Here is a 26,684-nt window from a genome sequence, read left to right as displayed (position 1 = left end):
CTCCAGGGTTCCTTACAACGCTTCGGAAGCAAAATCCGCAAGCCTCGATCGCTCGCCACGCCTCAGCGTGATATGCCCCGAATGCGCCCAAAGCTTGAATCGGTCCACCGCATAGGTCAGGCCCGACGTCGTCTCGGTCAGGTAAGGCGTATCGATCTGCTCCACGTTACCGAGGCAGACGATCTTCGTCCCCGGACCCGCGCGCGTGATCAGCGTTTTCATCTGTTTCGGCGTGAGGTTCTGGGCTTCGTCGATGATCAGGTAACGACTCAGGAAAGTACGGCCACGCATGAAGTTCAGCGAGCGGATCTTCACGCGCGAAGCGAGCAGGTCGTTGGTGGCCTGTCGGCCCCACGAACCGCCTTCCTCGGGATTGGCCAGTACCTCAAGGTTATCGGTCAGCGCACCCATCCAGGGCGTCATCTTCTCTTCCTCGGTACCGGGCAGGAAGCCGATGTCCTCACCGACCGACACCGTCGCGCGGGTCATGATGATTTCGCGATAGCGCTGCTGATCCATGACCTGTGCAAGGCCGGCGGCCAGTGCGAGCAGGGTTTTGCCGGTGCCTGCCGTACCCAGCAGCGTGACGAAGTCGACGTCCGGGTCCATCAGCAGGTTGAGGGCGAAGTTCTGCTCGCGGTTGCGTGCGGCGATACCCCAGACGCCATGCGCGGTATGCGTATGGTCATCCAGCAGTACGAGTTTCGCCGTGCGCTTGTCTTCCGTCTCCACGATTTCCAGCACACGCAGTTCGACGTCGTTTTCGCCGGGCATGTACAGGCACTCGTTGGCGTACCAGTGCTCGTCTTCGCGCATGGTCACTTCGTAGTACGTGCGGCCGCGTTCGTTCCACGAACGAAGTTCGGGATGATGACTCCAGAAATCTTCCGGCAACCCGTCCGAGCCGGTGAACAGCAGCGCGAAATCGTCCAGTGCTCGGTCGTTCTCGTAATCTTCGGCGGTGATGCCGTAGATGGATGCCTTGATCCTGAGGTTGATGTCCTTGGTGACGAGGATGACCGGCCGATCGGGATACTGGTCGCGCAGGTCGATGACGGCTGCGAGAATCTGGTTGTCCGCCTTGCCGTTGCCGTGACTTGCCCGCTGCTGGAAGTAAAGGCGGCCTACCGCGCCGCGTTTCAGTTTGATGCCCTGGGGATTGGACAGCTCGATGCCGTCCTTGATGCCGTGCCCGTTACCTCGTTCGATCAGTTCGTTGAGGAAGCGACTGACCTGGCGGCCGTTGCGCGAGACTTCCGAACCGCCTTTCTTCTTTTCGTCCAGTTCCTCCAGCACCGTCATGGGGATGAATACATCGTGTTCCTCGAAACGGAACAACGACGTCGGGTCGTGCAGGAGCACGTTGGTGTCGAGGGCGTAGATGCGCTTGCTTCCGGTCATGCGGAAGTGACCTCACTTGAGAGGTTGCTGATAGCCGGCTTTCCAGCCGGCCGCTCTGACGGTCGCGTGGGCGACCCCCCTTGCCGCCGGCACGCGGGCGGCGGGCGGCGGGAGACGTGCAAACGCCAACGCCCCGCGTCCGCCCGTCGCGAGCTTCGGGCTCGCGACGGTGGGCAGGGCGTTGACGGTCTTCGGGATCACTCAGTGGGGATGGCTTCTAGTACGTGTTGCGCGTGGCCCGGCACTTTGACGCCACGCCATTCCATGGCGAGCTTGCCGGTGGGGTCGACTAGGAATGTACTCCTGACGATGCCCATGTGGCGCTTTCCGTAGAGAACTTTTTCGCGAATGACATCGAACGCCTGGCACCAGGTTTCGTCGGCGTCGGAGATCAGCGGGAAGGGCAGGGATTGCTTCGTGGCGAAATTGCCGTGCGAGCGTACCGAGTCGCGCGAAACGCCGATGACTTCCGCACCGCGCGAAGCGAATTCGGGATACAGATCGCGAAAATTCTGCGCTTCGGTCGTGCAACCGGGCGTGCTGTCCTTCGGGTAGAAGTAGACGACGATCCATCGGCCTTTCAGCGATGCCAGCTTCAGTGTGGCGCCATCGCCCGTCGTGCCTGCGAGATGGGGTATTTTCTTACCGATTCCGATCATTCAGAACTTCACCGGATCCATGATGGCGTCGAGGTTGAGCCCGTCGCACAGTTCGAGGAAATCGTCGCGTAGCGCGGCGATATGCGTTTCGGCGGGTATGCCGATGGTGATCTGGGCCTGGAACATGTCCGCGCCCGTCTGCATGGCCTGGTAGCGCATCGACGAAAGCTGCTCGACGCTGATGTCGCGGCGGGAGAAGAATTCGATGATCTTGACCAGGATGCCCTGGCGGTCGGCCGCGATGACTTCCACCAGATAGGGCAGCAGATGCGTCCTCGGTTCGCGAGGCGTGGTGCGGTAGTGGACGATCTGCACATCCTCGTCGCGGCCGAGCTTGGCGAGCGCCGTCTCCAGTTTTGCCACCGCATCCCACGATCCGCTTGCCAGCAGCATCACCGATGTGTCGTTGCCAATCGTGGACACGCGGGCGTCAGCCATGTTGCAGCCCGAGTCCGCGATGCGCTTGGCAAGCGGCAGCAACGGGGCGCGATGGGCAGGGGAAAGCGTCTGGATCAGCAACTGGTTGTCGGCGGTGGCGTTACGCGGCGCGGAGCGATTCAAGATGGACTACCTGTGTGCGGTCCCGCGGGGCGCGGGGCGGCCTTAACGTCTGGAGTTCAGCTTACTTGCCCGCGTCGTGAGCCCGCAAGTAACATGGAAGGGCTCGTAACTCGTGGGTCAGCCCTTGAACATCTCTGGAAGTATCTGTGCATTGGCCACGCCGTTCGGTAATGACGGCGGCCTGGACCTCGACGCCTTCGGGCGCCTCATCGACCAGCAGATCGCCGGCGGTACGCAGGCGGTCGTCGTCGCCGGATCTACCGGCGAGTCCCATTTTCTCGATCATCACGAGTTCGACCGGTTGCTGGTCTTCGCCGTCGAGCGCGTCGCGGGCCGTATCCCGGTCATCGCGGGTACGGGTGAAGCCGGTACCGCGAAAACCGTGGCGATGACGCAGCGTGCCCGCGATCTGGGTGCCGATGTCGCGCTGGTCGTGGCCCCCTTTTACGTCCGTCCCACCCAGGAAGGCATGCGCCGGCATTTCCTCGCGGTGGCCGACGAGGGCGGGCTTCCGGTCATTCTCTATAACGTGCCACCGCGCACCGGCTGCGACATCGCGCCGGAAACCACCGCGGTACTGCGCGACCATCCGGCGATCGTCGGCATCAAGGAAGCTCGGGGCGATGCGGAACGCATTCGCGCCACGGCGGAACTTGTGCGCGAAGATTTCGTCTATCTCAGCGGTGACGACGGTTCGGCCCACCAGGCCATGCTAGCCGGCGCCGCTGGCACCATCTCGGTGGTGGCCAACCTGGTACCCGATGCTTTCCGGCAATTGTGCGACGTGGCCCGTTCGGGCGACGCCGATCGCACAGCCCGGCTGGTCGGGCGCCTGGCGCCACTGATCGACGCGCTGAACTGTGCTCCCAATCCCATCCCCGTAAAGGCCGGTCTGGCCGCCCTGGGACTGGGATCGGCGGCGCCGAGGCTGCCGCTGATCGAGCTCGAGTCGGGTCCGGCACTATCCCGATTGCGCGAAACGCTCGCGGCTCTGGCACCATTGGCGTCCGCAGCCTGAAGCCACACCCCTTTCAACGGAACCCGTTCATGAAGAAATCGTCGTTCGCGCTGGCCTTCACGGCAGTCGCCATGTCCACCCTGGTCCTTTCCGGCTGCGGCATGTTCCGCTCCCACAAGGATTGGGACAAGGCGCAGCAGGAAGCCCCGTTGGAGATCCCGCCGGGCCTCGATACGCCGTCGACCAGCGCGGCGCTCGTCATTCCCGACGTCGGTTCCGGCGCTGCTGCCGCAGCCGCTCAGCAGTCGGGCGCTTCCGCGGTCTCCGACGGCTTCGTGTCGGCCGACAACGTCGACAACGTCTATCGCCGTATTGGCGAGGCACTCGGCGCTGGCGATCTCGGCAAGGTGCTGGCGCACGACGACACGGCCCATACCTACCAGCTGTCGGTAGGCAAGGGCACGTCGGAGAGCAAGCCCGGCCTGTTCCGTCGCATGTTCGGCGGCGGCAAGAAGAACGATGCGACCGATGCCGCTCCGTCTTCGTCCACGCCGGGTACGCGTCAGGTCGTCATTACGGTCATTCCCAGCGGCACGGGTAGCGAAGTCCGCGCACAGGGCGACAGCGACGGCGTTCGCCGCGTGGTCGATTCGCTGAAGTCGCGTATGGGCGGCTGAGGTTCGGGCCTTAAGATGCGAAAACGCCGCCCCAGGGCGGCGTTTTCGTTTGCGGGACCATCGTTTGTTGTAGGAGCCCGCAAGCGGGCTCCTACAAAACAAGGCGCTGGGCTGGACAGCAAAACGGCCCTCGAGGGGCCGTCGGGTCAGAGCTGGAGCAGGTCGATCTTGCCGGGTTTGTTTTCCCAGTCCTTGGCGTCTGGCAGGCCATCCTTGCGTTCGGTGATGACCGGCCAGTCTTTTGCCAGGTCGGCATTGAGCTTCACGAAGGATTCCTGACCCGCGGGGACGTCGTCCTCGGGGTAGATCGCATTGATCGGGCATTCCGGCTCGCACAGGGTGCAGTCGATACACTCGTCCGGATCGATGACCAGGAAATTCGGGCCTTCGTGGAAGGCGTCGACCGGGCAAACCTCGACGCAGTCGGTGTACTTGCACTTGATGCAGTTGTCGGTGACGACAAAAGTCATGCCGCGAGCAGCCTTAATGTGCGTGAGGAATGGTGCTCCCTACGAGACTCGAACTCGTGTTCCCGCCTTGAGAGGGCAGTGTCCTAGGCCACTAGACGAAGGGAGCGATTCGTACGCGAAGTACGAGGCGCGCTAGTATAGCGAAATTGCGACAGGCGGCAATGCCTTTGTGAAAGCTTTTGCCCCGTCCCAATGCCGGCATTGGGGGCGATATTCGTAAGTCAGCCACGAATTCGTTACATTGCAATCATTCATCCGAGGTCGGTCTGGACTGACCCGGCGGCTTCGTCACTGGACGCTTGGGCGTCCGCCAGGACTTCTTTCAGCTTGAATCCCGATACAAGGAAGGACGCTCCGCCGGTGTTGCGCATTATCCCGCGTGAGCAGCATTCCATCTCCCGCAAGAACATCAGCAAGGCCGCGCTGCGCGTCCTGTACCGCCTGCACGACGCGGGGTTCGACGCTTACCTCGTCGGCGGCGCCGTGCGCGACCTCCTGCTCGGTGGGCACCCCAAGGACTTCGACGTCGCCACGAACGCGACGCCGGACGAGGTCAAGGGGCTTTTCCGGAATTGCCGCCTGATCGGGCGCCGCTTCCGTCTTGCCCATGTGGTGTTCGGTCCGGAGATCATCGAAGTGGCGACGTTCCGCGGCACGGGCGAGGAGGGCGGCGAAGGCGACCGTCACATCGTCGACGGCCGGATCGTCCGCGACAACATCTGGGGCACGATCGAGGAGGACGCGGTACGCCGCGATTTCCGCGTCAACGCGCTCTATTACGACATCGGCGATTTCAGCGTCCGCGACTACGTCGGCGGCATGCAGGATCTCGAGGACCGCACCATGCGGCTCATCGGCGATCCGGAGCTGCGCTACCGCGAAGATCCCGTACGGATGCTGCGTGCCGCGCGTCTGGCCGCCAAGCTCAATTTCACCATCGACAAAGCGACCGCGGCACCGTTCGCGACATTGGGCCACCTGCTCGGAGAAGCTGCGCCCGCGCGCTTGTTCGACGAATCGCTCAAGCTCTTCCTTGGCGGTCACGGGCTGAAAAGCTTCCGGATGCTGGAAGCTTGCGGCTTGCTGAAATTCCTGTTCCCGGTCACGGCGCGTGCGCTGGAGCGCGGCGACGAAGCGCTTCGCGCGTTGGTGGAGCAGGGGCTGGCCAATACCGACAAGCGCATCGCCGACAGCAAGTCGGTCACGCCGGCCTTCCTGTTCGCGGTGCTGTTGTGGGGCGAAGTGCGCGATCAGGCGCATGCATGGGTGGCCGAGGGTCTGGACGTCAACGAGGCCTGGCAGCGTGCGGCGGTCCATGTCGTGGGCGAGCAGTGCCAGCGCGTGGCGATTCCGCGCCGCTTTACGTTCACGATGGAAGAAATCTGGGCGTTGCAGCCGCGTTTCGAGCAGGTGCATCGCAAGCGCGTCTTCCGGCTGATGGCGCACCCGCGCTTCCGTGCGGCTTTCGACTTCCTGCTGCTGCGGGCGCACGAATCTCCGCAGATAAACGAACTCGGCGAGTGGTGGGCACATGCCCAGCAACTGCCACCCGAAGTGCTCGCGCAGGCGCTGGGCGGCGGTGGCGTCCCCTCGCCGGAACCGACGACCGTCGCCGCGGCGCCCGCGCGCAAACGTCGCCGCCGGCGTAAGCCCGCGGGTCGTGGCAAAGGCGATTCGGGCAACGCGTGAACGTCGTGCCCGGCGCCCGCGCCTACATAGCGCTTGGCAGCAATCTCGGCGATTCGCGCGACCATTTGCTGCGGGCCACTGCGGCGCTGGACGCGCATCCCGGCGTTTCCGTGGTCGCGCGTTCGCGTTATTACCGCACGCCTCCGTGGGGCGTCATCGACCAACCGGATTTCGTCAACGCGGTGATCGAGGTGTCGACCTCGCTTTCCCCATCGGCCCTGCTCGATCTGCTGCTGAGGACCGAACGTGCTTCCGGGCGTGTCCGGGACGGCCAGCGCTGGGGGCCTCGTATCCTCGATCTGGACCTTCTGGTTTACGAAGGCGTCACGCAGGACGACGAGCGGCTGATCCTGCCGCATCCCCGTATCCGCGACCGCGCTTTCGTCCTGCTCCCACTGGCGGATGTTGCCCCCGACCTCCATATCGAGGGGCAGGGCCGTGTAGTCGACCTGCTTGAAGCCGTCGATACCGGCGGTTGCGAAGTCATTCCTTGAGTCCCGTTGCTGCAAAGCGGGATAATTCTCAGGTTCCGCTCACCGACTAAGAGAGCTGCCGTGTACGCCGAAAAAACGAGTGCCCCCTCCCGTAAGCCGGTCACCGTGCCGGGCCTGCGGGCGATGAAGGCCGAAGGGCGCAAGATCACGATGCTCACCGCTTACGACGCGAGCTTCGCGGCCCATCTGGAGGCCGCCGATGTCGATGTCGCCCTGGTGGGCGATTCGCTGGGCATGGTTGTGCAGGGTCGCAGCAGCACGCTGCCGGTGACCGTCGACGACATGGTCTACCACACCATCATGGTGGCGCGTGGTCTGTCCTCGACCCTGCTGGTGGCGGACCTGCCCTTCATGAGCGACCGCGACGTGCCTTCGGCACTGGATGCCGCCGCCCGCCTGGTCGGGCAGGGTGGTGCGGCAATGGTGAAGATCGAGGGCGCCGGACGTATCTGCGAGGTGATCTCGGCCATCGTCGAGCGCGATATTCCGGTTTGCGGACATCTGGGCCTTACTCCCCAGTCGGTCCACAAGTTCGGCGGCTATAAGGTCCAGGGCAAGCAGCAGGACGCCGCGGACAAGCTGGTGGCCGATTCGAAAGCCGTGGAAGCCGCCGGTGCCGACATGCTGGTGCTGGAATGCATCCCGTCGGCGCTTGGCGCGCGTATCGCCCGCGAGCTTTCCATTCCCGTCATCGGCATTGGCGCCGGTGTCGATTGCGACGGTCAGGTGCTGGTCGTCTACGACATGCTCGGCCTTACGCCGGGCAAGCGTCCGAAATTCAGCAAGGATTTCCTCTCCGGCCGCGATTCTATACAGGGCGCTATCGCTGCCTATGTCGCGGACGTGAGGAGCGGGCAGTTCCCCGGCGTCGAACACGGCTTCAACTGACCATCCAGGCTTTAAGAAATCATGCAAACCGTGACAGATGCCGCCGCGCTACGCGCCGCGATCCGTGGCTGGCGTACCGCCGGGCAGACCGTCGGCCTGGTGCCGACGATGGGCAACCTGCATGCGGGGCACCATTCCCTGCTGAAGCTGGTGCGGGACCGCGCCGACCGTGTGGTGGCGAGCGTGTTCGTCAATCCCACGCAGTTCGGTCCGGGCGAGGACTTCGAGCGCTATCCGCGCACCCTGGCGCAGGATCAGGCCGGTCTTGCCGAGGCCGGTTGCGACATCCTGTTCGCGCCGGAAGTGTCGACGATGTATCCGTTCGGCCCCGCGGCCAGCGTCAGCATTCACGTGCCGTTGCTCACCGAAACGCTGGAAGGCGCGCATCGTCCCGGCCATTTCGATGGCGTGGCGACGATCGTGGCCAAGCTGTTCAATCTCGTTCAGCCGGACCTCGCGGTCTTCGGCCAGAAGGATTTCCAGCAGTTGCGGGTCATCGAGCGCATGGTTCGCGACCTGTCGCTGCCGATCAAGGTCATGGCTGCGCCCACGCTGCGCGACGACGACGGCCTGGCCCTCAGCTCGCGCAATCAGTACCTCTCGCCCGCCGAGCGTGCCCGGGCGCCCCAGATCCACGCCACGCTGATCCAGATGCGCGAGCTGTTCGTACAGGGCGGCCATGCCTGGCAGGCGTTGGAGCAGGCCGCCTCGGCCCGACTGCAGCGGGCGGGCTTCGTTCCCGATTACGTGGCGATCCGGCGCGCCGAGGACCTGGGCGCGCCCGGCGTCGACGAGCGGACGGGGCTGGTGGCCCTGGTGGCGGCAAGGCTCGGCAGCACGCGCCTGATCGACAATCTCACCTTCGACTGACCGGCCCCTTGCGCCGGGGCCGGGCGCCCCCATTAACCGCCCCGAAGCGCCTTGACGACGCCGGGGGCGCGGCTGGCTATAATTGGCGTTTGCCTTTCATCGATCCCACGGTATTCCGCTCATGCACCTGAACATGCTCAAGGCCAAGATCCACCGCGCTACGGTGACCCACGCCGAGCTGCATTACGAAGGATCGATCGCCATCGACGGACTCCTGCTCGACGCATCGGGCATCCGCGAGTACGAGCAGATCCACGCCTGGAACATCAATAACGGCAAGCGCTTCGTCACCTATGCGCTGCGTGCCGAAGAGGGCTCCGGGATCATATCGGTCAACGGCAGTGCGGCCCATCGCGCCAAGCCGGGCGACCTGGTGATTATTGCGGCGTTCGTCAGCCTGTCCGAAGCCGAACTTGCGGCGTACAAGCCCGACCTGGTCTATGTCGATCGCGACAACAAGATCACGCACACGAATCACGCGATTCCGAAGCAGGCAGCGTAAGAGCCTGCGATATCCCTGTGGGATTCGGATTGCTGCGGGAGCGCGCAGGCGCGCTCCCGCAGGGTTGGTCGCCTACCTCACCAGGATATCGCCGATCTGTTGGATCGATACAATTCCAACACTGCTCCGTGCGGTAACATCGAGGCTTCCTCCGATGCATAGCAAGTGGGAGCCATGGATTCCAAGCACACCCGTCTGCCGTCCTTCGAAGCGCACGCTTCGCGCCTCGCCTCCACTCATCTGCGCCAGCTGCTCGCCGACGAGGCGCGCGGGGACCGGCTCCGACGTCGCGTCGGACCTATCCTCCTCGACCTGAGCCGGCAGAAACTCGACACGGCCGCACTCGACGCCGTCGGCGAATACATCGAAAGCACGCATTGGCAGGCCGCACGCGATGCGATGTTCTCCGGCGAGCACATCAACACCTCCGAAGATCGCGCCGTGCTGCATACCGCACTGCGTTCCGGTGCCTCGCGCCATCCCGTCGCTCCGGCCGACGTCCGCAAGGAAGTCGAGGCAACGCTGCAGCGCATGGAAAAAATCGTCGGTGCCGTGCATCGGGGCGAAGGCGAAACCGTCGGTCTCATCCCGCAGGTCACCGATGTCGTGAACATCGGTATCGGCGGTTCGGACCTGGGTCCGCGTCTTGCCGTGCATGCGCTGGAACAGTTCCACGTCAAAGGCATCCGCAGTCACTTCCTGACCAATGTGGACGGCCAAGCTGCATACAACCTGATGAACCAGCTCGATCCGCGTCACACGCTGGTCATCCTGGTCTCGAAGACATTCACGACGCAGGAAACCCTGCTCAACGGTGGCGTCTTCCGCGACTGGATTTTGCGGGCGCATGACGGCGACGAACGCGCGGCCTCGAAGCATTTCCTTGCGGTCAGTTCCAACGTCGAAGCCGCCGAGAAGTGGGGCGTACCGGCCGCGCAGGTCCTGCCGATGTGGGATTTCGTCGGCGGCCGTTATTCGTTGTGGTCGGCGGTCGGCGCCGCCATCGCGTTTTCCGTTGGCATGGACAACTTCCGGCAGATGCTCGCCGGTGCGGCCGAAGTGGACGATCACTTTCGCAGTGCGCCGTGGCAGGAGAACGGTCCCGTACTGCTGGCCATTGCCGAGCTGTGGAACCGCAACGTACTGAAGCGCACCAGCCGTGCGGTAGTGCCTTACGTCGACGCGCTGGTCGACCTGCCGTCGTACCTTCAGCAATTGGAGATGGAAAGCCTCGGCAAGCACGTGCATCCGTATGGCGGAAAGGTCGAGGATTCGACCGTGCCCGTGGTCTGGGGCAGCATTGGGACGAACGCGCAGCACGCGTATTTCCAGGCGCTGCATCAGGGCACGGATATCGTGCCGCTGGAATTCATCGGCATCGTGAAGCCCGCGCATCCGTTGGTGAAAAATCATGCGGCGCTGCTGTCGAACCTGCTGGCGCAGGCTGCCGCGCTGGCGCTGGGAAAGACCTTCGACGAGGCACTGGCGGAAGCGAAGAGCGGCACGGATGAACAGCGTCGCGCACTCGCCGAGCAGCGCACGTTCGAAGGCGATCGTCCGAGCACGGTGTTGATGCTCGATTCGCTGACGCCTTACTCGCTGGGTGCGTTGATCGCGCTCTACGAACACAAGGTTTTCTTGCTCGGTCACCTCTGGCGCATCAACGCGTTCGATCAGTGGGGCGTTGAGCTGGGCAAGGCCATCGCCTCGCAGATCCTGCCATCGCTGGATGCGAACCCGGATACCCTGACGCAGTTCGACAGCGCGACACGCGCGCTGATCAAGGCGATTCAGTCCAGAAAATAAGCGCGAAACCTGCGCTGTGTGTAGGAGCCCGCAAGCGGGCTCCTACACACGGTAGTCTGGTTTTACGGAACCGTCGGCAGAAACTTCGGCTTCCGGAAAGCCTGTACCTTCTGCTCGAATCCATAAGCAATCGAAATCAGCGTCGGCTCGCTCCACTTCGTGCCGAAGAACACCACGCCTACCGGTAGATCATGCGCGAAGTCGGCTGGCACCGTGATCGACGGATAGCCGGCGATTGCCGCGGGTGCCGATACGCCGCCGACGGTCGGATCGCCACTGACCACGTGGTCGCCGAGTACCGGATCGGTGAGAAACGCAGGCCCCCAACTTGGCGCGAGCAGCGCATCCAGCCGGTTCGCTTTCAACGCCGCGTCGATACCTTCCGGCCCGGCCAGTCGCTTCGTTTTTTCCACGGCCTCCACATAAACCTTGTCGGTGAGCGCGCCCTTGGCCTGCGCCTGCAGGAAGAGTTCCTGGCCGAACCAGGGCATCTCTTCTTTGGCATGCGCATCGTTGAAGGCGATGAGGTCGGCGAGGCTATGCACGTTCAGGCCGGTACGTGTCGCCAGATAGGCGGCGATATCCTGTTTGAAGTCGTACAGAAGCACGGTCAACTCGTAATCGCCGAACTCTTTCAGATGTGGAATCTCGACGTTATCGACCACGACGGCACCGTTCGCCTTCAGCACGGCGATAGTCTTTTCCAGTGCGCGATCCGCATTCGGTTCGATGCCGGCGAGTTGACGCACCACGCCGATGCGTTTGCCGCGAAGACCGTTGCTGTCGAGGAATCGCGTGTAATCGGTAGCGTGACGGTCGGCTTCCGCGGTCGCCTTGTCGCGTGGATCGGAACCTGCAATCGCCGAAAGCACGGCAGCGACGTCGGCGACGCTGCGTGCCATCGGTCCCGCCGTGTCCTGGCTATGTGAAATGGGCACGATGCCTGCACGGCTGACGAGACCGAGGGTCGGTTTTATGCCGACCAGTCCATTGACCGCGGCGGGACAGATGATCGACCCGTCGGTTTCGCTACCGATGGCGGCGGTCGCCAGACCCGCGGCAATGGCGGCGCCGGAGCCGGCGCTCGATCCGCACGGGTTGCGATCGAGGACGTAAGGATTGCGCGTCTGGCCGCCGCGTCCGCTCCATCCGCTGGATGCGTGGTTCGAGCGCATATTCGCCCATTCGCTCAGGTTGGTTTTACCGAGAATCACCGCACCCGCTGCGCGTAGTTTCGCGGCGACAGTCGAGTCGTGCGGCGCGGGCGGTCCGACCAACGCCAGTGAGCCGGCCGTCGTCTGCATGCGATCGCCCGTGTCGATGTTGTCTTTCAGAAGAATGGCGATGCCGCGCAGCGAGCCCGTGGTGTGTTCGTCGCTTTGTCGCGCAATGGCGAGCGCGTCCGGGTTGACCTCGATCACGGCATTGATGGTCGGTCCGGCTTTATCGATCTTCGCAATGCGGTCGAGGAAGAGTTGGGTTACCCCTTCCGCGGTCAGGCTGCCTTTGGCGTATGCCTGCTTCAGCGAGTCGATGGAAGCGAACGCGGTCGTTTCGTCGGGCGCGGATGCCGAGACGGCGTTGACTGCGCCAAAACAGAGCAAGGCGGCCACAGCCGTCCTCGTGGTGGACTTTACGAACATGCTTTCCCCCTTAAGTCATGCGGCGATGCGCCTCATCTTAGCTCGACATGGGATAGCTATACTGCGTGGACGCAAGGCAAGCCGGATGCACTCAGGGGCTGCCTCTACGTAATGAAACGGAGTCCTCGAATGCGTCCCTGTTCTCTTCGCTGGCTGGCCCTGGCCGCCATTGCCCTGTCCGTGACCGCCGCCCAGGCGGACGACAGGCCGGTTCCCGATACCCTGAAACAGCGCATCGCCAGCTGCACCAGTTGCCATGGCGAGCAAGGGGAGGGCGGCGACAACGGATTCAATCCGCGACTGGCGGGCAAGCCGGCCGGATATCTGGTGCGTCAGATGCAGGACTTCAAACAGGGCCTGCGCCATTACCCGATCATGGAATACACGGTCGCGCCGCTGACCGACGACTATATGCGCGAGATCGCCGACTACTTCGCCGGGCAGGACGTACCGTATACGCAGCAGAAATCGCCGCGCCTGCCCGCGAGTGCGATGACCCGTGGCGAGCAACTGGTTACGAAGGGCGATCCGGCGCGCCATATTCCCGCCTGCTCGGACTGTCACGGTCCGCGTCTGACCGGCATGCAGCCGGACATTCCCGGCCTGGTCGGTCTTCCTTACGACTACATCAGTGCGCAGCTCGGGTCCTGGCGCACGCAGACGCGAAGCACCGTCGCGCCCGATTGCATGGCCACCATTACCAGTCGCCTGAGCGACGCCGATATCAGTGCCGCCGCCGCGTGGCTTTCATCGTTGCCCATTCCCGGCGATACGCATCCGGAACCCGCGGGTTCGCTCACGATGTCCATGCGTTGCGGCAGCGTGGGAGGCTGAGCTATGACGATCATGACCCACCGCATCTTTAGCATCGTCGCATCCTTCGTCCTGTTCGCCGTCGCCGGATCGGCCCTTGCCGTCGATGGCAATCAGGTAGAGCGTGGCCGGTACCTGAGCCTTGCCGGCGACTGCGCGTCCTGCCACACAGCGAAAGGTGGCAAGCCATACGCCGGTGGTCGAACAGTGCCGACGCCGTTCGGCAACATCCCCTCGCCGAACCTCACACCGGACAAGTCGACCGGCATTGGCGACTGGACGGCGGACGAGTTCTACCAGGCCATGCACGACGGTCGCGGCAAGGACGGACAGTTGCTGTATCCGGCATTTCCTTTTACGTCCTACACGCAGGTAACGCGCGTCGATAGCGACGCGATCTTCGCGTACCTGCAAAGCCTGCCCGCGGTGCATAGCGAGAATCGCGACAACGAACTCCGTTTTCCGTACAGCATGCGTCGGCTCATGGCGGGATGGCGGACGTTCTATTTCACGAAGGGCGAGTTCGAAGCCGATCCGAAACAGTCGACCCAGTGGAATCGCGGCGCTTATCTGGTGAAGGGGCTGGGTCATTGCAACGACTGCCATTCGGCGCGCAATTCGCTCGGCGCGACGATCGACGATCCGCGTCTGGCCGGCGGCCTCATTCCGATCCAGGACTGGTACGCGCCCGACCTGAGCACACAGGCTCACGGAGGCCTGTCGGGATGGACGCAAAGCGACATCGTCGACCTGCTCAAGACCGGCCGTTCGGCGCGTGGTACCGCGTTCGGTCCGATGGCCGAAGTCGTTCGCGAAAGCACCCAGCATCTGACGGACGAGGATCTCGCGTCGATCGCCGTTTATCTGCGATCGCTGCCGGCACGACCAGAGCAGAAGAAAGACGACTCGCTGCCTTCACGTCCCATGTTTATTGCGAAGGGACAGAAGGTTTACGCCGATCGCTGCGCGACCTGCCATGGCGATTCCGGCAAGGGCAAGGGAGACGCCTATCCTCCGTTGGACGGCAATTCGTCGGTTGTCGAACCGGTGGGCGTCAATGCGATTCGTGTCGTGTTGTCCGGCGGTTTCGCGACGGCAACGAAGGGCAATCCGCGTCCGTACTCGATGCCGCCGTTCTCGCAGCATCTCAGCGACGACGAGGTGGCCGCGGTGGTCTCGTACATTCGCCAGGCATGGTCGAATGCCGCGAACCCGGTTTCGGCGGATGACGTGCGCACGTACCGGTCGACGCCGGGCGGCTAGCCAGCCGCGTGCACCAGTCGTGCGAGGTCGTGCCAGACATCGGCGTTCCATGAGCGCCGAGCCTGGCCGGAAGGCGAGGGCAGCACGAAAAGGCGCGTGTCGCCGAATGCCTGTTCCTGCAGTCCGTAAGCCGGCTTGCCGCCCAGCGCGCTATGCGCCGCGTGCTTGCTGGTAAAGGCCAGGACACCCGGTGCAAAGGTCGCGATCTTCTTGCGCAGCGCGGCCACGTCGAAGGCATCCGCGGGAAGGTCGATATCGTTGCCGCTATGGAACTTGGCCAGATCCGTCATGCCTATGCCGAAGCCCGGCATCAACGGATATTCCGCCGGTGCGAGCAGGCGGGGCGTCAGTCCGGTCGCGAAGACCGTTCGCCAGAACATGTTGCCCGGATGCGCGTAGTACGCGCCGGCTTCCGCCGAGCGCCGGCCCGCCGCCGTGCCGCAGAACACCAATCGCAGGCCGGGTCCGAGCACATCGGGAAGGATCGGCGCATCACGCATCGGCAAGCAGGAAGTCGGTGTACTGGAAGCGTTCGTCGCGCAGCAGGGAATCGCCGCGCTCCAGGGCTACGTCGCGCGCGAATAGCGGGCCGCCATAGCTCAGCGTGTGAAATTCGCCGCGCTCGCCACAGGCATCGACGCCGTCCGGTAGTTCGTCCAGCAGTGCATCGTCGAAGTCGCGACCGCAGAACGTCGCCTCGAGCTGCGTGGTGTCGACGCAGCACAGCGCGGCACGATGACCCTCGGTAACGAAGCGGCGGGCAAGGGCGGAGGTGTCCTCGCCCCACAGTGGGAACACGCCCTGCCAGTGGTCGCGCGCCAGTTGTGTCTCGCGATAGGCGCGTACGTCGTCGAGAAACAGGTCGCCGAACGCGCAGTGGGAAATGCCCGGCCAGCGCGCACGTGCTTCGTTCAGTGCCGCCTGGTAGATCCGTTCGTAGCTTTCGTTGTCGCTGGGCCACGAGAGGGATGCTTCGATCACGGGAAGGCCGAGCGCCGCGGCTTGTGCGTGCAGCACGGTGCGCCGTATGCCGTGCATTGCGATGCGGTCGTAGTTTGCCGTCACGGTGGTGAGCAGGCCCACCACGTTCCAGCCCGGGTCGGCACGCAGGCGTCCAAGGGCCATCAGGCAGTCTTTGCCGCCGCTCCACGAAAGAATGATCGGTGTGCTCATGCGGACTACTTTACGGGTTTCGTGCTGCGCGGGAAGGGATGGTCAGTTAGTGAGCAAGGCAACGCAAGTGCGTGCCGCATAAGGATGGTTCGGAGTTATCCACATGCTTATGCAGCGACTGTCCACAGCGGTTGTGGATAACGAGGGTATGCATCGCAAATGCCAGGAGCCCGCGTGTGGTTTGTAGGAGTCCGCAAGCGGGCTCCTACAACAAGGTATCGCGGCGCAACAAAAAAGCCCGGCTTTCGCCGGGCTTTTCCTTATCGCTTCATCCAGCGCGCATCAACCGCCGCGCGAATTCTTCTTGCGATCGCCTTCCGTCAGGTGACGCTTGCGGATGCGGATTTCCTTCGGGGTGACTTCGACCAGCTCGTCGTCCTCGATGAAGTCCAGGGCCTGCTCCAGCGTGTGCTTGAAGGCGGGAGTCAGCTTGATGGCATCGTCCTTACCCGAGGCGCGCATGTTGGTCAGCGGCTTGGTCTTGATCGCGTTGACCGTGAGGTCGTTGTCCTTCGAGTGCAGACCGATGATCTGGCCTTCGTACACGTTGTCGCCTTCGGCGGCGAACAGCTTGCCGCGCTCTTCCAGGGGTCCGAGCGAATACGCCGGCGTGGTGCCCGGGGCATTGGCGATCATCACGCCGTTCTGGCGCTTGGCGATGGCGCCCGCTTCCTTCGGAGCGAAATGATCGAACGTGTGGAACAGCAGGCCCGAGCCCTGCGTCAGCGTCTTGAACTCGTTCTGGAAGCCGATCAGGCCGCGAGCCGGAATCAGGTAATCGAGACGAACGCGACCCTTGCCGTCCGACACCATGTTCTTCAGCTGGCCCTTGCGGATGCCCAGCTTTTCCATGACGCCGCCCTGGTGGACTTCTTCGACGTCGACCACGACCTGCTCGACCGGCTCCATGAGGACACCGTCGATTTCCTTGACGATGACTTCCGGACGCGACACGGCAAGCTCGTAACCTTCGCGACGCATGTTCTCGATCAGCACCGACAGATGCAGTTCGCCACGGCCGGAGACCAGGAATTTATCCGGATCGGAGCCTTCTTCCACGCGCAGGGCCACGTTGTGCAGCTTTTCGCGGTCGAGACGCTCGCGGATCTGGCGGCTGGTGATGAACTTGCCGCCGCTGTGGTCCTTGTTGCCGGCGAACGGCGAGTTGTTCACCTGGAAGGTCATGCTGATCGTCGGTTCGTCGACGGTCAGTGCAGGCAGCGCTTCCGGGGTGTTCAGGTCGCAAACGGTATCGGAGATGCCCAGGTCCGCGATGCCCGAGATGGCGACGATATCGCCGGCCTCGGCTTCCTCGACTTCCACGCGCTCCAGGCCCATGAAGCCGAGCACCTGCAGCACCTTGCCCTGGCGCTTCTTGCCATCGGGGCCGACGACGCTGACCGGCATGTTCTTCTTGAGCTTGCCGCGCTGGATGCGGCCGATACCGATCACGCCGACGAAGTTGTTGTAGTCCAGCTGGCTGATGCGCATCTGGAACGGGCCTTCCGGATCGACGTCCGGCTTGCTGACGTGCTTCATGATCGCTTCGTAAAGCGGCGTCATGTCGCCTTCGCGGGCTTCGTGTTCGAGGCTGGCGTAACCGTTCAGGGCCGAGGCGTAGACGATCGGGAAGTCGAGCTGCTCATTGGTGGCGCCGAGCTTGTCGAACAGGTCGAACACCTGGTCGACGACCCAGTCCGGACGGGCGCCCGGGCGGTCGATCTTGTTGACGACGACGATGGGCTTGAAGCCCATGTTGAACGCCTTCTGCGTCACGAAGCGGGTCTGCGGCATCGGGCCGTCCATCGCATCGACGAGGATCAGCACCGAGTCGACCATCGACAGCACGCGCTCGACTTCGCCGCCGAAGTCGGCATGCCCCGGGGTGTCGACGATGTTGATGCGGTTACCGTTCCAGGTGATGGCGGTGTTCTTGGCAAGGATCGTGATGCCACGTTCCTTTTCCTGGTCGTTCGAATCCATGACGCGCTCGGCGAGCACCGTACGCTCGTTGAGCGTGCCGGACTGCTTAAGAAGCTGATCGACGAGGGTGGTCTTGCCATGGTCAACGTGAGCGACGATGGCGATATTGCGCAGGTTTTCGATTGACATCGGGTATGCCCCAGCCTTGAGCCGGTGCACCTCTTTGGATTGGGAAGCCGCCGATTATAAAGGGTTTCCCTAACTTTCGCATGACACGTTGAGAACGCGGTTTTCATGGGGTTTAGGCCGATGGGACGGGGCGCCACGGGGGGGGCGTCGAGACATTCAACCGACTGGTTGACAAAAGAGGGCTGGCGGCAGATATTCAACCTTATGGTTGATAATCCCGGGCAGCAACTCGACTGCGTCTTCGCGGCGATGGCCGATCCCACCCGCCGCGCGATGTTGGCGCGACTGGCGCTCGGCCCCGTCAGCATTGGCGAACTGGCCGCTCCCTTCGAGATGTCGCTCGCCGCGGCGTCCAAGCACGTGAAGGTACTCGAACGGGCCGGACTCCTCGTGCGCCGCGTGCAGGGAAGGACCCATCTGTGTGAGCTGGACGCCACGCCAATGCACGCGGGCATGGAATGGCTGTGTCATTACGAACGGTTCTGGAGCGGCAGGCTCGACACCCTAAACGATATGAACGATAGGACAAGGGCGGCGAACTCCGTAGGCGCTCTCTGTGGGAGCGCGCCTGCGCGCGAAAACCAGATTGCCTCAGACACCCCACTTATCGGCAATCAAGACGAAAGCCAGGTCACCGTATCGTCAAAGTTATCGGTATAGATAACGTCGCGACCGGTCCCGATGCCATCGCGGGCATCGGGACCGGTAGCTCTAAGCGCGAAAACGCATGGTGAAATGGGATGTGCCGGTTGTTCTGCCGACTGTCCCATCACCTCCGTAGGACGTAATCGCTCCCCGAAGGTATTTCTGAACCAGCAATCCAGCGTCGGAGTAGGTTGGCGGATGGCTATCGGGGTCGATGCGCATGCTCAGGTCGTAGTCCACTTCAGCGGCTCGCGCTTCTTTCAGAAGAGAGCGTAGCTTTACGGATTCATCGATGGTTGTCTCTAGCCCCGCATAGTCGATGGACCCGTTTCCTTGTATGCCGAATTTGCCATGGCCTATGAGCGCGCCCTGCTCATCGCGACCACCGCTCTGCGTATCGTATGCCTTGACCACCTGCTGGTTAAATTCGACAGCCAGCCGGGCAAGGTCGGGGTCGGCATTAAGCTGGTCTTCGATCCACTGAACATCGCCCCATAGTTCAGTATCGACGATCTTAAGACGTCCCTTCTCGACAACGACGTCGAACTTCGCATCGGCCAGGTAAGGCCGCTTGACGCCGATCTCGTCCAGCCGTGTCGAAAAGACCTCGGCAAAGCGGGCGAATGACTTGCCGGTTTCGACCATGGATTGAAAGTACGCCATGAAACTCTCGTGGGCGTCGAACGTTGGCACCGAAGGCGTTGACAGGATTTCTCCGGGTGCGTCATCTCCACTCAGCTGTGATTCCATTACATGACTGTTTCGCGGTGTTTCGAAGGGCGTCTTTACGGATGGGGAGAAATCGATTTTCATGGGCGGTTCCCCCGATATTGTTCGTCACAAATATGCGTGAAGAAGACAATGCCTGGCCATGTAATGGGTTCGTCGTTATCCGTTTTGACGATGACGAACGCGTTCGGGGCGTAGGTGATATCCCAGAATTCCGCGGGGTAGGAGAATGTGGCGAAACGATGCGGCCCGAGTATGCCGGGGCCTCGGCACTTTCCAATGGGAAGTTTCGTTTCAAACGATCCGCTTTCGTCGGTAAGACCTTCCATCCTGGCGAGAAGAACTGCGGAATCTCGCGTGCCATCGGAGTCATAGACCTCGATGGTGACGTGTTCACCTGCGGGCTGCGTAACATTGCCTGACTTGTCCCATACGGTAACGCCGACGTCGATTTCGCGGGCGGCCGTGAATGGGCCGGGCGCGAGGCCGCTCAACTGCTCACTGCTAGTGTGTTTGTACACCCCACCTTTATTGGTTGGGTCGCTCATGTGGATCACATATGGGGCTGCCGCTGTGGCCGCAGAAGTTGGGCTATAGCTTCGTAGATTGATGGGTTGCCCACTTATCGACCGAATGGGCTTTTTTTGGTCTGGAGGAAGTGTTCTCCATGTTCCATCGACAAGTACTTCCGTGGTTTGCCCTGGGGCACCGGTGAACGTAATCCACGTTACGGTCTGCGCCGCAGGTGGGGTAATTGCGTAATAGTCAAAATCGTCAGGCGTATCGAGTGTTGCCTGAAGATGATGATTGCCTGTCAATGGCGTTGCGCGAGCCAGAGAATCGTTTGCTTCGTACTGGTCGAATTTCCCCGATTCCAGAAGTTGGAATCTGAAATCCGAGCCACCTTCGCCTGACTGCGCGTCAATGACGAAAAGAACGCGCGTAGGCTCTGAAGTAATGGTTTGTACCAGCTTGAAAGATTCGGTGCCGGTTTGGCTATCCAGTGTGGTCCACGTTCCGTCGTCTGCGATCCTGAAAAGGTAGGCATCATGGCGTTCGCCACCGGGAAGATCGCTTACATAGGCCGTTATTTTCTTCGACGATTCCGCGACGAACTGAAAGCATCGAATGCTGCCGGTGGGCGCAGTGGGGGCGCTGTACAGACTACCGACAGCAATTTCGTCACATCCATCGAGCGGCGCCGGGACCTTCGCCGAATCGACCTTGCCTGCGGATTGAATTCGTCTGGCGAGATTTTTCTGCTCTGCAACTGACTGTTTCGTATGCAGCGGCATAGGCAGCTGGAATGTTTTGATCGGCGCATTGTTTGCTACGGCGCGATCGATGACATCAGTCGCTTCGGCCGTTGCGGATGCGTTCGATAACGATGTATGTCCATGCGAGGCTCGAGAATTTGGCGCAGTGGCTATCAGTGCCGCTACGATAAGCAGTTGAAATGCCCTGGGTTTCATCGAATGGTTCCCGTGGATTTGGCGGAGCATCGTCGAGCGTATTCAGCGCTCGATGCATCGCCAGCCTTTGCGGCTCGATGAAATTAGTTGTCCCCACGTCTTGCGTCGGCAGGCGGCAGCTATACGGTGACGTGCTCCTACTCGCCTCGGTTCGTAGGTAGTTGGCGCATCCCTGCGCCGTTAGTCATGCGTCCCTGCTAAAGCAAATTCACCTGCTGCGTCGCCGTATACCAGAGCAGCCCGTAATGGCCATACGGGAAGGTGTAGCTCGCCGTCTCGCCGGCAATCTGCGAGGTGTGCACGCCATAGACGAGGCATACGCCGCCGTAACAGTTGATCTCGTCGGCATACGACTTGAACGAGTACATGCGCGCGCCGAACTTGTGTCCCGAAATACCGTTGAGGAAGGGGTTGTTGACCGAAAGACCCCAGCTGCCGCAGGTCGTGGTCGCCACGTTGAACGGATAGGTGCCGCAGCTCCACAGGCCGCGGAATGCGCCCGCGATACCGATGAACGCGTCTACCGACGTGGATGCGCCGATACGATCGATAACGCGTGCGGCGAGCGTCGCGCCCATGGAGTGACCGATGACGTCGATCTTGCCCGTGCACGAGGACGCCAGCGCGTCGACGATGGCATTCTCGACCGGTGTTTCCTCGGTGCCTTTGTGATCGTTGCATGCGGCGCAGAAGGCGTTGCCCCATGCTGGAGCGAAGATCTGCGACTCGGTATAGCCGCGTTGCACGAGCAGATCGTGCGTGGCCTGGAAATCGGTCGGCTTGCCGGTATTGCCATGGACCAGCACGACATTGTCGACGCAGGCGGCATAGGCACTCCCTGTGCCGATGAGCGAAAGAACGAGAAGCGCGGAAAACAGACGACGTAGGGAACGCATGCTGACGTACCTCCGGTTGGTGCGCTCGTTCAGACGACTCCAAGCGCGTAGTAGGCGACGATCGCGACGAAGACGGCGAGCGTCTTGATCACGGTGATCGCGAAGATGTCGCGGTAAGACTGGCGATGGGTCAGGCCGGTGACAGCCAGCAGCGTGATGACCGCGCCGTTGTGGGGCAGGGTGTCCATGCCGCCCGATGCCATGGCCGCGATGCGGTGGAGCACTTCCATCGGAATGCCAGCCGCTTCGGCGTTATGTATGAACGTATCGGCCATGGCGCCGAGTGCGATGCTCATGCCACCCGACGCCGACCCGGTGATGCCGGCCAGCGCCGTGACCGATATCGCTTCGTTGACCAGGGGATTGGGAATGGCATGCAGTGCATCGGCCACGATCCGGAAACCGGGCAACGCGGCGATGACGGCGCCGAAACCGTATTCGGACGCCGTGTTCATCGACGCAAGCAACGCACCGCCGACGGCTGCCTTGCTGCCTTCGGCGAAACGGGTCACGACCGGCTTCCATGCGAAGGCGAACACGGCCGCGATGCCGATAAGCAACGCACCCTCGACGGCCCAGATCGCGGAGACTTTCGACACCTCCTGCACGACGGGCGCCGATGCACCGACCACGGTCGGCATGAACGACTGCGTTGAGCCGTAGAGTCTGGGAATCGCGAGGGTGAGCAGCTTGTTCGCCACGCCCACAAGCACCAGCGGCAGCAGGGCAAGCAGCGGATGGGCGAGTTTTTCGCCGGTAAAAGCAACCGGTTCGTTGACCAGCGATTCGCCATAGCCTTCGCCTGCGGCCGCCGCGGCACGACGGCGGTGCTCCAGATAAAGCAAGCCGACGACGAGAATGAAAACCGACCCAAGCAGTCCGAGCCATGGCGCGGCCCAGGTATTCGTGCCGAAGAAGCCGGTGGGAATGATGTTCTGGATCTGCGGCGTGCCGGGCAGCGAGTCCATCGTGAACGTAAACGCGCCGAGTGCGATCGTGCCGGGAATGAGCCGCTTCGGGATGCCTGCCTGGCGAAACAGTTCCGCCGCGAACGGATACACCGCGAAGACCACGACGAAGAGCGAGACGCCGCCATAGGTCAGCAGCGCGCATACGAGCACGATGGAAAGGATGGCCCTGCGCTCGCCGAGCAGGCCGATGGTCGCCGCTACGATAGCGCGTGAGAAACCCGACAATTCGATCAGCTTGCCGAAGACGGCGCCGAGCATGAAGACGGGAAAATACAGCTTGAGGAAACCGACCATCTTGTCCATGAACAAGCCGGTGAACATCGGCGCGACCAGGGACGGATCGGTCAGCAGCACGGCACCCAGCGCGGCCACGGGCGCAAACAGGATCACGCTATAGCCGCGATAAGCGACCAGCATGAGGAAGGCCAGGGCGGCCAGCACGATCAGCAATGCCACGAGACTCTCGTCCTTAAGCGTCGCGTACGAAGCGCGACTTCGGCGGCGAGTATCCGCAGGGGGCGTGCGGCGCGGCACTGTACCAAGGTACAAGTGTGAACGCGTACGCCCCCTACCTATGCTTCATGTCATACGGCGCCAAGGGGGCGTCGACTTTCGATGTACCCGGGGGAACCATGAAGCACACACCGCTGACGTTCGCGATCGGCCTGGCACTTGGACTTGTCTGCGCGCTGCCCGCCGCGGCGCAGGATGCCGCCGCGCCGTCCGCCACCTCCACCGAGGCGCAGAAGAAACAGCAGAGCGCGACGCAGTTGTCCGAAGTGACGGTAAGCGCGCGCCGCCGCGACGAGTCGATGGAGAAAGTGCCCGTCGCCGTCAGCGCGTTCGGCGAAGACGATATGAAAGACCTGCAGGCCACCAGCATCGATGGCCTGCAGGGCGCCGTGCCCAATATGAATATCGTGCAGGGCCGCGGTTCGTCCTCGTCGGTCAATATCTTCATTCGCGGCATCGGTCAGCCAGACGCGCTGCAGACTTTCGATCCCGGCGTCGGCATGTATGTCGACGATGTCTACTATTCGCGTATTCAGGGCGCGCTGATCAGCCTGTTCGATGTCGATCGCATCGAAGTGCTGCGCGGTCCGCAAGGCACGCTATACGGCAAGAACTCCACTGGCGGCGCGGTGAAGGTCGTCACGAAGAATCCGGGAACGACGCCGGAGGGCTCGGTCGAAGCGACCTTCGGGAACTATGGTCGTCGCGAAGGGCGTTTCTACGGTTCGACGCCGTTGAGCAAGGACGGCGCATGGTCGGCCTCGCTGGCCGGCGCAATCACGCGTAACGACGGTTACGTGAAAGATAACGAAGGTCATCGCTATAACGACGACGACACGAAGTCGATTCGCGGCAAGCTGCGCTATCACCCGTCGGAAACGTTCGACGGCGTTCTGACGCTCGACTATACGAAGATGGATACGGCCCTGACGCTGGGCCAGCCGGTGTCGCCGCTGACCCAGACCGATCTGGCGCGTGGGCCGGTCGTGCTGCTGCGCCCGAACCTGGACGAGAAGTACAACTTCCACACGGAAACCTCGTTCGATCCGGACAAGGGCCAGAAGCTGACCCACAAGGGCGCGGCGCTGAACATGAGCTGGCGTCTGTCCGACCAGTGGAATCTGAAAAGCATCACCGCCATCCGCAAGCTCGACAGCAATTCGTATATCGACATCGATGCATCCAAATACCAGCTGGGCGACGTATTCGTCGGCTTCCGGCAGAAGCAGGTCAGTCAGGAACTCCAGCTGGCATTCGACAACGGAAGCAACCTGCAATCGGTATTCGGCGCGTACTTCCTGCGCGAGAACGTGCCGTCGACGCAGTATGCGTACGCGGACGACCTGTTCGCGCTGGCCGGCCGGAAGATCACGTTCCTGCGCAGCATCGACGACGATCTGACGACAAAGAGCTATGCGGCGTTCGGTCACGTGAACTGGGAGTTCACCCCGAGCTGGACGCTCGCCGCCGGCCTGCGTTACAGCCGCGAAAGCAAGGACTACGACCGCACGACCAGCACATTCTGGGGTGTTCCCTTCATGGCGCTGGACGAAACGGTCGCACTGGCCAAGAGTAAGACCTGGAGTGCATGGACGCCGACGGTCAGCCTGCAGAAGCAGTTCAGTCCGCAGGCGATGGGATACATTTCGGCGAGTCGCGGCTTCAAGTCGGGCGGCTTCAACGGTCGCGCGAATGCCGCGAACGAAGCGAAGAATCCCGAGTTCGATCCAGAATACGTGTGGACCTATGAGGCTGGCCTGAAGCTGCGTTCGGCCGATAATCGCCTGCAAGCCAATATCGCCGCGTTCCATAGCGACTACAAGGATTTCCAGGCGCGTGTGTCGGAAATCCAGAACTCGGGTTCGCTCACGCCGACTTTTGCGTTCCCGGTCATCAATGCGGCGAAGCTCAAGATGGATGGCTTCGAAGTCGAAGGCGTCGCGCTGCTCGGCACCGGGACGAAGCTGAGTACGCAGATCGGTTATCTGGACGCGAGGTACGACAAGTTCGACGACGCGCGGCTGGATCCCACTAATCCGCAATACAACCCGCACCTCCATGACCATGTGCCATTCTCGCCGAAGTGGACCTCGCGCATCGCGGTATCGCAGACCTTCTCCGTCGGCGGTGGCGCGTTGACGGTGGGCGCCGATGCGTCCTATCGCACGGAAACATGGCTCAGCGTCGACAACTACACTGCGCTCAGCCAGAAAGCCTATACGCTGGCTGGCCTGTTCGGCGTGTTCGATTCCGGCGATGGCCACTGGCAGCTTCGTGCCGGCGTGCGCAACGCGACCAACAAGGTCTACAAGACCGATGGCCAGGAGTTCTCCAGCGTCGGTAACATCCGTACCGCGTACTACGGTATGCCGCGCAATTACTACGGTAGCGTTCGCTATAACTTCTGATGCGGGAAACGACGATGAAACCTTCGTTCAAGACAATGTGCCGGACGGCATTCGCTGTCGCAATCGTATCGGCGGGCGCGGCGATGGCGGCCGATGCTCCCGCGAAGCTTCCCACGTTGCATGTCGACGCGGCGCGCGTCACGGTGGCGGGACTGTCGTCCGGCGCATATATGGCGACGCAGGCGCAGATGGCGTATCCGGACGTGTTCCATGGCGCCGCGCTCGTCGCCGGCGGGCCGTATGGTTGTGCCGGTGGCAAGCTCGATGTCGCGCTGGGCAGCTGCATGAAGGGTACGCCGGTGCCGGATGTTGCCGCGCTGGCGAAGAGCGCTCGCGAACGCGCCGGCAAAGGCGAGATCGGTCCGCTTGGCGCGCTTGCGCATACCCGGATTTACGCGCTGCACGGTGCGCAAGACGCGCTGGTCGCTCCGGTCGTCGGCCATGCGTCGGCGGGTTTCTACGAAGCGTTGCGCAAGGGCGATCCGGCGCTTGCCGGCATGACGATCGTGGACGATGGAGATCGCGCCTTCGCACATAACCTGCCGGTCGGTGCCGCTGGCGACGATTGCGGAAAGTCGGTGGCGCCGTATCTCGGGCACTGCGGGTTCGACGCGGCCGGAGCGATCTTCGCTCAACTGTATGGCAAGCCGGGAAAGCAGGCGGGGAAGGCGGCGGGCGAGATCCGCCCCTTCGATCAGGATGCTTATCGGACGGATGGCAAGGACGCGTTCCTTGCCAGCACCGGTTATATCTATCTGCCACCGGACTGCCTTGCCGGCAAACCCTGCGGTGTGATGGTCGCGCTGCATGGCTGCAAGCAGAACGCCGATGCGGTGGGACAGGCGTTTGTCGCGGATGCGGGCTTCAATCGCTGGGCCGACGTGTACGACGTGGCCGTCCTGTATCCTCAGACCCGCGCGGTCTTCGCGCCATTGAATCCGCAGGCATGCTGGGACTGGTGGGGATATTCGGGGGAAGGTTACGACTCGCGGGCAGGCGTCCAGCTGACATGGCTGACGAACGCGCTCGTGGGGTTGGGCGTGTCCAGGCCGCATTGATTCCGGCGACGCG

At 62.6% G+C, this 26,684-nt stretch carries 25 protein-coding genes and 1 tRNA gene; 13 read left to right on the top strand and 13 right to left on the bottom strand.

The annotated features are described in order from the left end of the window. Positions 1-12: 12 nt before the first annotated feature. The 3 genes from AC3IR3_RS13050 to AC3IR3_RS13040 all read right to left on the bottom strand — a co-directional run bounded on the left by AC3IR3_RS13050 (position 13) and on the right by AC3IR3_RS13040 (position 2,621). Positions 13-1,401 (bottom strand): PhoH family protein, encoded by a 1,389-nt coding sequence (locus tag AC3IR3_RS13050; RefSeq protein ID WP_132143080.1) that lies wholly within the window; start codon positions 1,399-1,401, stop codon positions 13-15. 197 nt (positions 1,402-1,598) lie between these two features. Further along, positions 1,599-2,060 (bottom strand): peroxiredoxin, encoded by a 462-nt coding sequence (locus tag AC3IR3_RS13045; protein ID WP_489192690.1) that lies wholly within the window; start codon positions 2,058-2,060, stop codon positions 1,599-1,601. Next, entirely contained in the window at positions 2,061-2,621 is a 561-nt protein-coding gene (locus AC3IR3_RS13040; RefSeq protein WP_489192689.1) for a glycine cleavage system transcriptional repressor, read from the bottom strand. 124 nt (positions 2,622-2,745) lie between these two features. On the opposite strand from AC3IR3_RS13040, the gene dapA reads away from it, so the two are divergent. Beyond that, positions 2,746-3,639, top strand: a complete 894-nt coding sequence (gene dapA / locus AC3IR3_RS13035) for a 4-hydroxy-tetrahydrodipicolinate synthase (RefSeq protein WP_489192687.1) — start codon at positions 2,746-2,748, stop codon at positions 3,637-3,639. Positions 3,640-3,668: 29 nt separating this feature from the next. Further along, on the top strand, positions 3,669-4,256 hold the full coding sequence (locus AC3IR3_RS13030; RefSeq protein ID WP_489192685.1) for a hypothetical protein: 588 nt from the start codon (positions 3,669-3,671) through the stop codon (positions 4,254-4,256). A gap of 146 nt (positions 4,257-4,402) precedes the next feature. On the opposite strand, the gene fdxA is transcribed toward AC3IR3_RS13030, so the two are convergent. Beyond that, complete coding sequence (gene fdxA, locus AC3IR3_RS13025; protein ID WP_132143074.1) at positions 4,403-4,726, bottom strand: ferredoxin FdxA; 324 nt, start codon at positions 4,724-4,726, stop codon at positions 4,403-4,405. Positions 4,727-4,756: 30 nt separating this feature from the next. Further along, positions 4,757-4,832: transfer RNA gene (locus AC3IR3_RS13020), tRNA-Glu, on the bottom strand. Positions 4,833-5,053: 221 nt separating this feature from the next. Here AC3IR3_RS13020 and pcnB point away from each other — a divergent pair. From pcnB to pgi, 6 genes are all read left to right on the top strand, one after another. Further along, positions 5,054-6,415, top strand: a complete 1,362-nt coding sequence (gene pcnB / locus AC3IR3_RS13015) for a polynucleotide adenylyltransferase PcnB (protein WP_489192683.1) — start codon at positions 5,054-5,056, stop codon at positions 6,413-6,415. Beyond that, positions 6,412-6,909: a 2-amino-4-hydroxy-6-hydroxymethyldihydropteridine diphosphokinase gene (gene folK / locus AC3IR3_RS13010; RefSeq protein ID WP_489192681.1), complete on the top strand. Its 498-nt coding sequence runs from the start codon at positions 6,412-6,414 to the stop codon at positions 6,907-6,909. The genes pcnB and folK overlap by 4 nt, the downstream gene beginning before the upstream one ends. Positions 6,910-7,032: 123 nt before the next feature. Then, a complete protein-coding gene (gene panB, locus AC3IR3_RS13005; protein WP_489196929.1) occupies positions 7,033-7,797 on the top strand; it encodes a 3-methyl-2-oxobutanoate hydroxymethyltransferase in 765 nt (254 codons plus the stop codon). A 21-nt stretch (positions 7,798-7,818) separates the two neighbouring features. After that, positions 7,819-8,667, top strand: a complete 849-nt coding sequence (panC, locus tag AC3IR3_RS13000; protein ID WP_489192680.1) for a pantoate--beta-alanine ligase — start codon at positions 7,819-7,821, stop codon at positions 8,665-8,667. A gap of 121 nt (positions 8,668-8,788) precedes the next feature. Further along, positions 8,789-9,169, top strand: coding sequence for an aspartate 1-decarboxylase (gene panD / locus AC3IR3_RS12995; RefSeq protein ID WP_489192678.1), 381 nt, complete (start codon positions 8,789-8,791; stop codon positions 9,167-9,169). 174 nt (positions 9,170-9,343) lie between these two features. Beyond that, positions 9,344-10,975 (top strand): glucose-6-phosphate isomerase, encoded by a 1,632-nt coding sequence (gene pgi, locus AC3IR3_RS12990; RefSeq protein WP_489192677.1) that lies wholly within the window; start codon positions 9,344-9,346, stop codon positions 10,973-10,975. 62 nt (positions 10,976-11,037) lie between these two features. Here the strand turns inward: pgi and AC3IR3_RS12985 are convergent, their stop codons facing one another. Beyond that, the gene (locus AC3IR3_RS12985; RefSeq protein ID WP_489192675.1) at positions 11,038-12,618 is read right to left on the bottom strand and encodes an amidase; all 1,581 of its coding nucleotides are present in this window, start codon (positions 12,616-12,618) and stop codon (positions 11,038-11,040) included. Positions 12,619-12,747: 129 nt separating this feature from the next. Between AC3IR3_RS12985 and AC3IR3_RS12980 the strand changes: the two genes are divergently transcribed. Both AC3IR3_RS12980 and AC3IR3_RS12975 read left to right on the top strand, forming a co-directional pair. After that, positions 12,748-13,452: a c-type cytochrome gene (locus tag AC3IR3_RS12980; RefSeq protein WP_489192673.1), complete on the top strand. Its 705-nt coding sequence runs from the start codon at positions 12,748-12,750 to the stop codon at positions 13,450-13,452. A gap of 3 nt (positions 13,453-13,455) precedes the next feature. Then, positions 13,456-14,694 (top strand): c-type cytochrome, encoded by a 1,239-nt coding sequence (locus tag AC3IR3_RS12975; RefSeq protein WP_489192671.1) that lies wholly within the window; start codon positions 13,456-13,458, stop codon positions 14,692-14,694. Here the strand turns inward: AC3IR3_RS12975 and AC3IR3_RS12970 are convergent. From AC3IR3_RS12970 to typA, 3 genes are all read right to left on the bottom strand, one after another. Then, a complete protein-coding gene (locus AC3IR3_RS12970; protein WP_489196928.1) occupies positions 14,691-15,194 on the bottom strand; it encodes a mismatch-specific DNA-glycosylase in 504 nt (167 codons plus the stop codon). The genes AC3IR3_RS12975 and AC3IR3_RS12970 overlap by 4 nt on opposite strands. After that, positions 15,187-15,867 carry a Dph6-related ATP pyrophosphatase gene (locus tag AC3IR3_RS12965; RefSeq protein WP_489192669.1) on the bottom strand — a complete coding sequence of 227 codons (681 nt, stop codon included), beginning with the start codon at positions 15,865-15,867 and terminating at the stop codon, positions 15,187-15,189. The genes AC3IR3_RS12970 and AC3IR3_RS12965 overlap by 8 nt, the downstream gene beginning before the upstream one ends. Before the next feature lie 282 nt (positions 15,868-16,149). After that, positions 16,150-17,979, bottom strand: a complete 1,830-nt coding sequence (gene typA, locus AC3IR3_RS12960) for a translational GTPase TypA (protein ID WP_489192667.1) — start codon at positions 17,977-17,979, stop codon at positions 16,150-16,152. A gap of 204 nt (positions 17,980-18,183) precedes the next feature. Between typA and AC3IR3_RS12955 the strand changes: the two genes are divergently transcribed. Further along, positions 18,184-18,639, top strand: coding sequence for an ArsR/SmtB family transcription factor (locus tag AC3IR3_RS12955; RefSeq protein ID WP_489192665.1), 456 nt, complete (start codon positions 18,184-18,186; stop codon positions 18,637-18,639). A gap of 51 nt (positions 18,640-18,690) precedes the next feature. Here the strand turns inward: AC3IR3_RS12955 and AC3IR3_RS12950 are convergent, their stop codons facing one another. The 4 genes from AC3IR3_RS12950 to AC3IR3_RS12935 all read right to left on the bottom strand — a co-directional run bounded on the left by AC3IR3_RS12950 (position 18,691) and on the right by AC3IR3_RS12935 (position 23,148). Then, a complete protein-coding gene (locus AC3IR3_RS12950) occupies positions 18,691-19,437 on the bottom strand; it encodes a hypothetical protein (RefSeq protein WP_489192664.1) in 747 nt (248 codons plus the stop codon). Further along, positions 19,434-20,825 (bottom strand): hypothetical protein, encoded by a 1,392-nt coding sequence (locus AC3IR3_RS12945; RefSeq protein ID WP_489192663.1) that lies wholly within the window; start codon positions 20,823-20,825, stop codon positions 19,434-19,436. Before AC3IR3_RS12945 ends, AC3IR3_RS12950 begins: the two co-directional genes overlap by 4 nt. A gap of 197 nt (positions 20,826-21,022) precedes the next feature. After that, positions 21,023-21,721 (bottom strand): alpha/beta fold hydrolase, encoded by a 699-nt coding sequence (locus AC3IR3_RS12940; protein ID WP_132143045.1) that lies wholly within the window; start codon positions 21,719-21,721, stop codon positions 21,023-21,025. Between the two features lie 29 nt (positions 21,722-21,750). Further along, a complete protein-coding gene (locus tag AC3IR3_RS12935) occupies positions 21,751-23,148 on the bottom strand; it encodes a GntP family permease (RefSeq protein ID WP_489192661.1) in 1,398 nt (465 codons plus the stop codon). 176 nt (positions 23,149-23,324) lie between these two features. Between AC3IR3_RS12935 and AC3IR3_RS12930 the strand changes: the two genes are divergently transcribed. Next, complete coding sequence (locus tag AC3IR3_RS12930; RefSeq protein WP_489192660.1) at positions 23,325-25,613, top strand: TonB-dependent receptor; 2,289 nt, start codon at positions 23,325-23,327, stop codon at positions 25,611-25,613. A gap of 14 nt (positions 25,614-25,627) precedes the next feature. Continuing rightward, on the top strand, positions 25,628-26,671 hold the full coding sequence (locus AC3IR3_RS12925; RefSeq protein ID WP_489192658.1) for an extracellular catalytic domain type 2 short-chain-length polyhydroxyalkanoate depolymerase: 1,044 nt from the start codon (positions 25,628-25,630) through the stop codon (positions 26,669-26,671). The last annotated feature ends 13 nt before the right edge of the window (positions 26,672-26,684 follow it).

It is taken from the genome of Luteibacter sp. GL_149, assembly GCF_057834065.1.
The sequence above is the reverse complement of the archived record's forward strand: the minus strand, read 5'-3'. Positions and strand labels throughout refer to the sequence as shown.